Annotated in this window: 6 protein-coding genes and 1 rRNA gene; 6 read left to right on the plus strand and 1 reads right to left on the minus strand. The window is 38.9% G+C overall.

Annotation, left to right across the window (positions count from 1 at the left end):
- Positions 1 to 18: 18 nt before the first annotated feature.
- The 5 genes from M1P97_RS14800 (at position 19) to M1P97_RS14820 (ending at position 9329) form a co-directional block, all read left to right on the plus strand.
- Positions 19 to 1809, plus strand: coding sequence for a RagB/SusD family nutrient uptake outer membrane protein (locus tag M1P97_RS14800; RefSeq protein WP_249389488.1), 1791 nt, complete (start codon positions 19 to 21; stop codon positions 1807 to 1809).
- 89 nt (positions 1810 to 1898) lie between these two features.
- On the plus strand, positions 1899 to 4850 hold the full coding sequence (locus M1P97_RS14805; RefSeq protein WP_249389489.1) for a glycosyl hydrolase: 2952 nt from the start codon (positions 1899 to 1901) through the stop codon (positions 4848 to 4850).
- A gap of 12 nt (positions 4851 to 4862) precedes the next feature.
- Positions 4863 to 7154 carry an alpha-L-rhamnosidase-related protein gene (locus M1P97_RS14810; RefSeq protein ID WP_249389490.1) on the plus strand — a complete coding sequence of 764 codons (2292 nt, stop codon included), beginning with the start codon at positions 4863 to 4865 and terminating at the stop codon, positions 7152 to 7154.
- A gap of 103 nt (positions 7155 to 7257) precedes the next feature.
- Positions 7258 to 8850: a beta-N-acetylhexosaminidase gene (locus M1P97_RS14815; RefSeq protein WP_249389491.1), complete on the plus strand. Its 1593-nt coding sequence runs from the start codon at positions 7258 to 7260 to the stop codon at positions 8848 to 8850.
- A gap of 107 nt (positions 8851 to 8957) precedes the next feature.
- Positions 8958 to 9329 carry a Spy/CpxP family protein refolding chaperone gene (locus M1P97_RS14820; protein WP_195375549.1) on the plus strand — a complete coding sequence of 124 codons (372 nt, stop codon included), beginning with the start codon at positions 8958 to 8960 and terminating at the stop codon, positions 9327 to 9329.
- A 121-nt stretch (positions 9330 to 9450) separates the two neighbouring features.
- Here M1P97_RS14820 and M1P97_RS14825 read toward each other — a convergent pair whose 3' ends face one another.
- Positions 9451 to 10740: a 3-keto-disaccharide hydrolase gene (locus tag M1P97_RS14825; protein ID WP_249389492.1), complete on the minus strand. Its 1290-nt coding sequence runs from the start codon at positions 10738 to 10740 to the stop codon at positions 9451 to 9453.
- Between the two features lie 720 nt (positions 10741 to 11460).
- On the opposite strand from M1P97_RS14825, the gene M1P97_RS14830 reads away from it, so the two are divergent.
- Positions 11461 to 11924, plus strand: a 16S ribosomal RNA gene (locus tag M1P97_RS14830); the annotation flags it as partial.

Below are 11924 nucleotides of genomic sequence, written 5' to 3' on the forward strand. Positions count from 1 at the left end.
TCTATATCAATATAAATTATGAAGAAGAAAACAATTAAATATTATGTTTGCATTCTATCTTTTTTGATGACAATGATGAGTTGTAATGATGCTGATTTTTTAGCGGAAAAACCAGACACGTTTTACACTATTGAGAATGCATTTACGACATCCGAACAGGTTGACCAGGTTCTTGTTGCCTGTTATTCGCATATCCGTGTTATGTATTGTATGTTGGAAGAAGGAAAAACAGCATTTGCCTTCAGGGGAGGAAATGGTACTGACATGTTTGATGTGCCAACTATTCGTCGTAGTAATCGTTTTAACGATTATAGTATATTGAATGCTACTGACGAGGTTTTTTATACTAATTATTCACATTGGTATCAATTGATCTCTAAAGCAAATTTGGCTTTATATGCGGCTGAATTACCACAAATCGCATGGGGATCGGGAGCTGATAAAGCATACGCTATCGCTCAAGCTCGTTTTTTTCGGGCTTTTTGTTATCGGAATTTGGGAGAGTTATTTGGAGGTGTCCCAATTGTTACTGAAATAACTACTACACCTCATTATGATTTTGCTCGTTCAAGCCGTATGGAAACCTATCAGTTTGCTATAGATGAAATGGAAGCTATCCTGAATGATTTGCCTGAAACACAAGCAATCGGTGGACGTTTGGTAAGAGGAGCTGCTTTGCATAATCTCTGTCAACTTTATATTGACAAAGGTGTGACTTTGGAAGAAGAAGGAAACTTGGCGGATGCAAAAAACGCTTATGGAAGAGCTATTACATATGGAAATGATGTGATCGACGGTTCAATATACAATTTGATGACAGAACGTTTTGGTAGTAGAATGAATGAAAATCCAGAATTCTATTATACATCAGATGCAACAGAACAAGATCCGGCACATTCTTATTCTTCGGCAGGAGTAAATATAGAAGGAAATGTCTACTGGGATCTTTTTCAGGAGGGAAATCAGAATTATCAAGATGGAAATAAGGAAGCAATTTGGGTTGCCCAGGTTGATTATACTGCATATAAAACAGAGGACGGTAATTCAAAACTTCAATATTCCCGTGTTTTTGGACCTGTTTATCGTGATCCTATGTCTGCTCATCTAGGAGGAATGTTGGAGGATGTCGGTGGACGTGGTATCGTACAGGTTACACCTACGATGTATACCCGTGATATTATTTATCAGGATAAATGGGGGGATGATATGAGAAATTCGGATGCTGTTTTCAGAAGAACTTTTGTTGGTAATACCCCTTCATCTCCCTATTATGGGAAACCGGTGCCTTGGAGTGTTATCTATCGCGACGGGGAAAGTTCTGATGCAATAGATGCAGCAAAAACACAATGTTTTCCTATTTCCTGTAAAATAGCAACAGATAAGTATACAGGTTTGAATGATGGAGAAAATCGTAGTAACTTATTTCGTGATGAATATTTGATTCGTTTACCGGAAACTATCCTTCTTCGTGCGGAAGCGAAAATGCGTGCTGGTGACAATGCTGGGGCTGCTAATGATCTCAATCTTTTGCGTAAGCGTGCAAAGTGTGCTTATCTGGTCCAGGCTTCAGACGTCAATGTCGATTTGATTTTAGATGAACGTGCCCGTGAACTGGTATATGAGGAGTGTCGTTGGAATACATTACTTCGTATGGGGGGGACAGTAGCTACAGATCGGATCAAAAAATATGCCTATTGGGACGATCCACGTACGACATTGACAAAACAATTTAATCTCTGGCCTATTCCTCAGGTTGTAATAGATACAAATAAGGATATTGTTATGGAACAAAATCCAGGCTGGAATTGATGAGATAAAGATAAAGGTTGTGCCTCATGCTGGTTTCTTTACGAGAAAGGCAAGGTACAACCTTTGGTTTTACTAATACCATGATAATAATGAGAAAGAAAATAACCGGACTGCTCTTCATTGTACTTACTTTATGCTGTAGTTGCCAAAATACAAGACAAGGAGAGGTCCAGACAGGTAAAGACATTGACTATAATTATTTGAAATCCCATTTTCAAAAACCGGAAAGAATTTATGGGGTAAATTGCTGGTGGTGGTGGCTTAATGGAAATGTGACAAAGGAAGCTATAACCAGAGACCTGGAAGCCATGAAATCGAAAAACTTTCAAGGGGCTATGATTTTTGATGCAGGAGGCCATAATCAACGTGGAAATAAAGATATTCCGGAAGGACCTGAATTTGGAAGTAAAGAATGGAATGAGTTGTTTGTATATGCTTTGGACGAAGCTAAAAGAGTTGGATTGGAAGTTGGATTTAATATACAAAGTGGTTGGAATTTGGGTGGCCCGTGTGTCACCCCTCAATATGCAGCTAAACAACTTACATATACGGAACTTAAAGTATCCGGAGGAAAAGTAATCACGCAACAAATGCCTGATCCCCTTATTCGTAAAGGTTTTTATAAAGATATCGTAGTGTTGGCTTTCCCAATAGATGAAACATTACAGACCGATGAGGGTATAGAGTCACTTGATTTGAAGTTAGGTTTTCACGAATTAGGAGGTTCTGCTCCGGACTGTCGTTTCTTATTAACGAATACTTCTTATCAGGCTACGCAGGAAACAGGTCGAACATTTTATCGAATAGAGCGGAGTAATATCATTGATTTGACGGCACAAATGGATAAAAAAGGTTTACTAACATGTGATATACCGCCAGGAGAATGGTGTATCATGCGTATAGGTTATACATGTACAAATTCAGAGGTTTCTACATCAAGTAATAGTTGGCAGGGGAATGTACTAGACTATATGAGTAAAGAGGCTTTTGATTTTTATTGGAACAATGTTGTAGAACCGATATTTAATCTAGCGGGTGATCATGTTGGCACCACTTTGAAATTTCTGGAAACCGATAGTTGGGAATGTGGGGGAATGAATTGGACTGACAATTTTGTGGATGAATTTTGTTCTTATCGGGGATATGATCTGTTAACCTATTTACCTGTTATAGCCGGGTATGTTGTTGATGACATTGATACTTCAAATGCGTTTCTGGCTGATTTCAGGAAAACATTAGGTGAATTAGTCGCTCATAATCATTATGCGCAGTTCGCAGAACATGCTCATCATTATAATATGGGAATACAGCCGGAATCGGCTGGTCCGCATGCCGGCCCTATGGATGGAATAAAAAATTATGGTTTCAGCGATATTGTCATGAGTGAATTTTGGTCACCATCACCTCACCGCCCCAGAGCTAGGGACCGTTTCTTTTTGAAACAGGCCTCTTCTGCAGCACATATTTACGGGAAGAAAATTGTGGGCGCAGAATCGTTTACAACGATCGGTCCGCAGTGGAATGATGAATTGTGGAGTGAACAAAAGCCATCGTTTGATCATGAAATTTGTTCGGGACTTAACCGTCTGTATTTTCATACTTTTACCTGTTCTCCAGCGGAAATGGGATTGCCTGGACAAGAGTATTTTGCAGGTACGCATATTAATCCGCAAGTTACTTGGTGGGAAAAGTCTGATGCACTGATCGATTATATACAACGCATACAAATGTTGGTTCAAAATGGTAGATTTGTAGCAGATGTATTGTATTATTATGGAGATCATGTGCCTAATGTTTTCCCTTTCAAAGATTGGGATCCTGCAGGAGTTATGCCTGGCTTTGACTATGATGTAACAGATGAAACTATCTTTACACAGCTTAAAGTTGTAAATGGGGAAATAGTTGTACCCGGAGGAATCTCTTATCGAGTCTTGGTTCTTCCGAATCATCGGGTGTTATCTTTAACTGTCTTGGAAAAAGTTAAAGATTTATTAGAGCAGGGTGCTCACATTATAGGTTATAAACCGGATAAAATGATTTCATTAACAGGAGGTACCTCTGCTCAAGAGCATTTTAAAGAATTAAGTGATGATATTTGGGGAACAAGCGAAGAAGAGAGTGGTGAGAGAAAATATGGAAAAGGTAAAATAATATGGGGAGTGAGTGCAAAAAACTATCTCTTTTCTCTGAATATTCCTGCTGATTTCTCTATATGGGAAAATAAAAATGAAACAGATTATGATTATATCCATTATACAGTTGGAACTACTCATATGTACTTCATAAGCAATCAAACCGGGGAATGTAGGAATATAATGGCCCAATTTCGTCTTTCCGGATTTCAACCTGAACTATGGGATGCCTTGACCGGAGAGACACGTGAAGCTAAAGCTTTCAACCAGAAAGAAGGAAGTACAACTGTGCCTCTTTCTCTTGAACCTTATGGTTCAATATTCGTCATTTTTAACAGGGCGATTGACAAGAATACACAGGGAAAGGGTATATCTAATTATCCGGAATATGAGACTCTGCAGGAAATTTCAGGTCCTTGGATAGTGAATTTTAATTCGCAAAGAGGAGCTCCTGCTTCTATTTCTTTCCCTGAATTAACGGATTGGACAACAAATACAAATGAAAATATTAAATATTATTCAGGTTCAGCTGTTTATAATAAAACATTTAATGTATCTTTCTCGAAAGAAAAGGATATATCTTATTTCCTTCAATTGGAAAATGTAAAAGATGTAGGGATTGCATCCGTCCAATTAAATGGAAAAGATAAAGGTATTCTTTGGACGAAGCCTTTTCGGGTAAATATTACAAACGAATTGCAGGAAGGTGAAAACTCTTTAGAGATAGAAGTCATAAACTCTTGGTATAACCGTGTTGCTGGAGATGAAATGGGACAGGGTAGAAAGAAATATACAAATACAAATATTGTTTTAGGGCATGACTTTGCAGGTAGGACTATTCAGCAAATACCGTTAGAACCTTCCGGATTATTAGGTCCTGTAACAATAAGAAAAGGAATTTTAGAATAAATATATAAAAGTATGATACATAAAATATTAAACAGAACTCTTCTTTTGTTTTTGGCTGTTTGCCTAAATGTGTTATCCCAGGCGGAAGAACTTAAACCGTCAGGACTTTTAACCGATTTGATAGAACATACCGACCGGACCTGGATAAATGGTATCTTGTCTAATATTCCTGTCTGGCAAACGGAGGAAGTGATTGAACCTTTTGAGTCTGTCAAGATATGTTCAACGCACCCGACATTTAGTTGGATTGTTCCGGGTGAAAAACAAAATACTAGGCAGATAGCTTATCGTATTATCGTATCTGATAATTATGCAGAAGCTGCTTCAGGAAATGGAACGATTTGGGATAGCGGACAGATTTGCGATGGACGATCGACTGCTGTTTTGTATAAGGGAAACGCTTTGCGGGAAGATAAGCTTTATTTTTGGCGGGTAAAAACCGTTACAAATACGGATGGTGAGAGTGAATGGTCTGATGTGAAGGCATTCCTTACAGCTGACTCTTTGTCTGAATATGCAGCCAGTCATTATCCACAGGTGAAAACAACAGATCATCCTGTTAATATTCATTTGGTGGAAAAGAAGGTGTGGCTAGCCGATTTTGGTAAAGATGCTTTTGGGCAATTATTGATAACTTTAACGGCCAACTCCGATAAGGATAAAGTGATTGTGCATTTGGGAGAATGTATCACTAACGGGCGTCTGGATCGCAATCCAGGGGGAACTATTCGTTATCATAGTTATTCGTTATCTTTGTTGAAAGGAACACATACTTATCGGATTAAAATCGCAAAAGACAAACGGAATACAAGTCAGGCAGCCGTGTTGATGCCTACTTATGTTGGAGAGGTTGTTCCTTTTCGTTTTTGTGAAATTGAGGGATATGAACCTGTTTTGAAACAGGAAAATATAGCCCGTGAATATACTCATTATCCTTTTGACGAGACAGCTTCTTCTTTTTATTGTAGCAATGATACGTTGAATCAGATATGGGACTTATGTAAGTATTCCATAAAAGCGACCTCTTTTGCGGGTATATATGTTGATGGAGATCGGGAACGTATTCCTTATGAAGCGGATGCTCTGATCAACCAATTAAGTCATTATAGCGTAGATAGGGAATATTCTTTGGCTCGACGGTCTTATGAGTATTTGTTAAAATCACCAACTTGGCCTACAGAATGGATTTTGCAGGCTATTATGATAGCCTGGTATGATTATCTGTATACTGGCGATAACCGTTCTCTGAAAGCAACTTATCAACAGTTGAAACCTCGAACATTGATGCAATTGAGAGAGAAAAATGGTTTGATTAGTACGACTACAGGATTACAAACCCCTGAGTTTCAGAAATCCATTCACTTCAATGGAGAGATCAGGGATATTGTGGATTGGCCTCATACAGGGATATTAGGATTAAATAATGAAGAAGGTGGTGAAACAGATGGTTTTGTTTTCACAGATTATAATGTTGTAACGAATGCTTTTCATTATGAGGTTCTGAAGCAAATGGCAGACATCGGTAAAGTAATCGGAGAGTTAGAAGAGGCTGATTTTTATAAACAACAAGCAGAAATGTTTAAGAAACGATATAACCGACTTTTCTTTGATAAGAGAAGAGGTGTTTATCGGGATGGTATTTCAACGGAGCATGCTTCTTTACATGGGAATATGTTTCCACTGACTTTTAATATGGTATCAGACGGAAATAAGAAAAGGGTATTGGACTTTTTGAAAACTCGCGATATGGCCTGTAGCGTATACGGCTCTCAGTTTTTAATGGATGCCCTTTATAATGCAGGGGGGGCGGACTATGCTTTACAGATGTTGACAAAGACTGATGACCGAAGTTGGTATAATATGATTCGCGTTGGCTCTACGATTTCTTTGGAGGCTTGGGATAATAAATATAAACCGAATCAAGACTGGAATCATGCATGGGGAAGTGCTCCTGCTAATATTATTCCCCGTAAATTGATGGGGATTGAACCTCTTGGTCCGGCATTTGAAACTTTTAAGATCAAGCCTCAGCCTTCAACCTTGGAAAGGGCCTCTATAAAAATGCCAACTATTCGTGGAGAGATTGAAGTTTCATTTATAAATAAACCTGCTAGTTTTGAGTTGTTGGCTCGTATCCCCTCTAATACTTTGGCTGATATTTACTTACCTGTGAAGAAAAGAGTAAAAAGTATAGTGATGAATGGAGAAAGAATTCAAAAACTAAAACAGGTAGATGGATATATTCTCCTTGAAGATGTTGGTTCTGGTGTATATCAGTTTGAAATAGAATTTGGAGGAAATTGAAGATAAAGTTTTATTTGTTGATTAGATATTATTTTTATGTTTTAAATTTGTGAAGATATTGTTCCTTTTTTGAAATAGTATATAACATTTAAATCTATCATGTATGAAATCTAGTTTTCTTGTAACCTTGTATTTTCTTTTCCTTTGTGCCTGCCAGGCTCCTCCCGTTGAAGAATATTCGGTCATTCCGCAACCTCAGGAGATCAGTTATACTCCGGGATTTTTTAAAATGGGTAATCATCCGGCTATTTCTTATTCCGGTGATCTGGCTAATGAGGCTCAGTACCTGCAGGATGCACTTACAGCCGATTTTTCAATTGAGCCGACCATAGAGGAAGGGAAAGGTTCTATTAATTTGATTCTCGATCCTGCTGTTTTGCCGGATAAACCGGAAGGTTATCAGATGGAAGTGGCTTCCGGTAAGATTACAATAAAGTCAAGTACTTCTGCCGGTGTCTTAAACGGAATACAAACTTTACGTCAGATCATAGAGGAAAAAGACGGGAAATATTTGGTGCAAAGAGCTACTATTTCTGATTATCCGGCTTTTTCCTGGCGGGCTTTCATGTTGGATGAAGGACGTTATTTTAAAGGTAAAGATGTTGTGCTGAAATTGCTGGATGAAATGGCAGGGTTGAAAATGAATGTTTTTCATTGGCATCTCACAAATGATCAAGGTTGGAGAATAGAGATAAAGAAGTATCCAAAACTAACAGAGGTTGGTGCTTTTCGTGATTCTTCTGAAATTAATCATTTTAATAGTAATGTGTATGATGGAAAACCGCATGGAGGGTTTTATACACAAGAAGATATAAAGGAAATTGTCGACTATGCTTCAAAACGACACATTACGGTTGTTCCGGAGGTCAGCATGCCTGGACATGCTAGTGCAGCTATTGCTTCATATCCTTGGTTGGGTACGAGTGGAAAACAGATCAGAGTGCCGGGTAAATTCGGTGTTCATTACGAAGTTTTTAATGTTTCCGATCCTCGGGTAATGGAATTTTTTGATGATGTAACAAATGAAGTAATCGCTTTATTCCCCAGTCCGGTATTTCATATCGGAGGTGATGAAGTGAAATATGACCAGTGGAAGACTTCTCCGGCTATACGTAGCTATATGGCTAAGAATGGTTTGAAAACACCCGCCGAACTTCAGGTCTATTTTACCAATGAGATTTCCAATATGTTGGCTTCAAAAGGAAAACGTATGATGGGATGGAATGAGATCACTGGAGATAAACTGCATGAATATCAGTCTGCTGAAGATACAAAAGAAGTCGATCAGCAACTGGCTAAAGGGACGATCGTTCATTTCTGGAAAGGCGATCCGGCTCTTATCAAGAAAACGATTGATAAAGGATACGATGTGGTAAACTCTTATCATGAATACACTTATGTGGATTATAGCTATGAGTCTATTCCGCTATCTAAAGCTTATGCATTTAATCCGGTGCCGGAAGGATTATCTCCTGAAGAACAAAGTCGTGTATTGGGGCTCGGTTGTCAGATGTGGGGAGAATTTATACCTACGGTTGAAAGCATGAATCAGAAAATCTATCCGCGTATTGCTGCCTACGCAGAGACCGGGTGGACTGGTATGGATAAAAAAGATTACAACCGTTTCCTGAATTCGCTTAACTATTTTAAAAATAAGTGGTCATCGGAAGGTATTGTGACAGGTCCGACCGAATAAAGATATTTTTTTACGAGGTTGATTAAACTATTTTCGGATAGTCGAGTCTATTATATCGAAGCGCTTCACAAACAAAGATATATTAATTTAGTAATAAGTAATAGTTTATGAAGAAGGTAATAGGATTGTTTTTGGTTATCCTGATTAGTTCAACAACCGCTTTTGCTCAGAGTGGCAATCGACAAGGAAGGAAAGGAGATCCTTCAAAACGTAGTGAGAAAATAATCGAAGAATTGAAACTCGATGATAAGCAAGCTGCGGATTTTCGTAAAGTGGAAGCTGATTTTAGAGAGCAGATGAAAAAGGAACGTGAAGCTGTAAAAGAAGATCGTGAAAAGATGCGTGAAAAAATGGCAGCTATGCGTACTGAAAAAGATGCTCAGATAAAGAAGATTCTAACTGATGAACAGTACAATCAATATCTGGAAAGACAGAAAAAAGCGGATAGCCCTCGTAAAAAAGGACATGAACGTAAGTGATAAAAATAAAAATGAGGGTGTGTCAAAACACCCAAAACAGAAAAATCACCCCTGTCACAAGTATCTGTAGCAGGGGTGATTTTGTTAAAAAGAGGGTTTTGACACACCCTCTTTTTGTGTGTTATAACGTTTTCAGTTTCAGATTACGCCATAGAACTTTGATTCCGCCGCCATCATGAATTTGCAAAGCGATGCGGCCTTGTCCGGCTCCAATTTTTTCATCGTTAATGTTAACCATTTCTTCTCCGTTCAGCCAGGTTTGTACGTTATCTCCCTGAACTTTGATACGCATGGTATTCCAGTCACCTTCTTTTAGGATTGTTTCTTTTTCATCCGGAATCTGCACCAACCATCCGCGTCCGTATGATTCGTAAATCCCTCCGGTGTCGTGTCCTTTAGGAGCAACTTCAACCTGCCATCCGTTTACTTTTACATCTTCTTCAATAAAAGAACGGATGAATACGCCTGAATTACCGTCTGCTTCTTGTTTGAACTCAACAGTTAAATCAAAATCATCGTAGTAATCACGAGTTGCCAGATAGCCATATTTCTTGTCAGGACCGCTTTCACAAATCAGTAAGCCGTCTTTCACATACCATAATTCAGTTCCGTATGCTTCCCAGCCTTTCAGGTCGACACCGTTGAATAAGTTCACTTCCTGGCTTTTGCGGGGGAGTTCTTTGATCTTTAAATTACGGAAGGAGGCAGGATAACCATGATCCTGTAAACAAAGGACACCCTTCTTTGCCAAACCATATTCGGGGGCATTGGACCATTTTCCACTATTTTTCTTTTCATACCAGTCGTCTGTCCAGGCTTCAAATTCTAAAATCTTTTGTCCGTTCAACCAATGTTCTACATGGCCATTGTCGAATACAATTTTTGAGTTATTCCATTCGCCTTGCGGATTTACTTTCATTTTAGACTTGTCTGGCAAATGCATTGCGTAATCAACACCCAGCTTTTGCCATTCTTCCAGAGGCTCCGGGAAGTTCGGTTCGTCGATTAATTGATATTCCGGTCCTGTTACATAAGGAACGGCAAACTGAGGACGTTCTACTACATGGTAAAGCATACCACTGTTGCCACCTTTAGAAAGTTTCCAGTCCCATGATAATTCGAAGTTTTCATACTGTTTGTCGGTTACGATATAACCACTAGCATCACTGCCATCGCCTTTGGCCTGAATACATCCGTCTACTACGTGCCACGGCTGAGTGAGGGTAGTCTCATTGTAATCTTTCCAACCGTTGAGTGTTTTTCCGTCGAAAAGGAGCTGCCAACCGTCGGCGACCTCTTCGGGAGTAAGAGTGTTTTGTTCTGTACTTGCACATGAAGTAAACAGAGCTAATGATACTGCACAAGAGGCTAGTAGGCTAGTGGCCGTTACTCTTTTCATTACTGATTCCATTTTAGATTAAGTTTAAATTGATAATGATATTGTGGCAAAGATAGAAAAAGATCTTTAGCAAAATTCTTAAAAAACGTATTGAAATTCCATAAAGCACCCGTATAAAAATACGTTTGACATATATCGAACGTAAAGAGTACATATATGCTTTATTCGTTTGATAGATGTATTCTCTTCGTTCGATATATGTCAAACGAATAAAAGAAAGAATATTTTTAGTTTTATCACAGGAAAGGTTTTTAGTTTGGTATACGAACTATCCCTGTATTCTTCGAGGTATAATGTCTTTCGGTTATAATTTTCCTGTTGTCTTTATTACGCCCGTACATTATATTACAAAGCCTTTGTGGAAAAAATAATTAAAAAATAATAGCTAAAAGATTTGGATTGTAATAATAAAAGGTCTACTTTTGCACCCGCATTCGAGAGAGAACGGCGCATGAAAAATGATGAAAGAGGTAAGCTGTAGGAGAGGGGATGAGGTTAGAGATTCTAAGCAAAAATCCAACCGCCACAGAGGCTCAAAAAAAACTTTTCAAATTTTCTTCTAAAAAATTTGGCGGTTTAAAAAAAGTCCTTACCTTTGCAGCCGCAATCGAAAAGAAAGCGAAAGTTCTTTGAAAGATTTACATATCAACAAGTAGTACAAGTATTAAAAAATTAATACCGTCAAAAACTTGAGAATAAATAACGGATTCTGAGCAAGACAAAACAATTTATACAACGAAGAGTTTGATCCTGGCTCAGGATGAACGCTAGCGACAGGCTTAACACATGCAAGTCGAGGGGCAGCATTATATGTAGCAATACAAATAGATGGCGACCGGCGCACGGGTGAGTAACGCGTATGCAACCTACCTATCAGAGGGGGATAACCCGGCGAAAGTCGGACTAATACCGCATAAAACAGGGGTCCCGCATGGGAATATTTGTTAAAGATTAATTGCTGATAGATGGGCATGCGTTCCATTAGATAGTTGGTGAGGTAACGGCTCACCAAGTCTGCGATGGATAGGGGTTCTGAGAGGAAGGTCCCCCACACTGGTACTGAGACACGGACCAGACTCCTACGGGAGGCAGCAGTGAGGAATATTGGTCAATGGGCGAGAGCCTGAACCAGCCAAGTCGCGTGAAGGATGAAGGATCTATGGTTCGTAAACTTCTTTTATAGGGGAATAAAGTGC

It is taken from the genome of Parabacteroides leei (assembly GCF_023369805.1).
In the GTDB taxonomy this organism is placed as follows: domain Bacteria; phylum Bacteroidota; class Bacteroidia; order Bacteroidales; family Tannerellaceae; genus Parabacteroides; species Parabacteroides leei.

Excerpts from the sequence above, each read along its gene's own strand:
- M1P97_RS14800 (WP_249389488.1), top strand. The coding sequence starts at position 19 with ATGAAGAAGAAAACAATTAAATATTATGTTTGCATTCTATCTTTTTTG.
- M1P97_RS14815 (WP_249389491.1), top strand. The coding sequence starts at position 7,258 with ATGAAATCTAGTTTTCTTGTAACCTTGTATTTTCTTTTCCTTTGTGCC.
- M1P97_RS14805 (WP_249389489.1), top strand. The coding sequence starts at position 1,899 with ATGAGAAAGAAAATAACCGGACTGCTCTTCATTGTACTTACTTTATGC.
- M1P97_RS14820 (WP_195375549.1), top strand. The coding sequence starts at position 8,958 with ATGAAGAAGGTAATAGGATTGTTTTTGGTTATCCTGATTAGTTCAACA.
- M1P97_RS14810 (WP_249389490.1), top strand. The coding sequence starts at position 4,863 with ATGATACATAAAATATTAAACAGAACTCTTCTTTTGTTTTTGGCTGTT.
- M1P97_RS14825 (WP_249389492.1), bottom strand. The coding sequence starts at position 10,740 with ATGGAATCAGTAATGAAAAGAGTAACGGCCACTAGCCTACTAGCCTCT.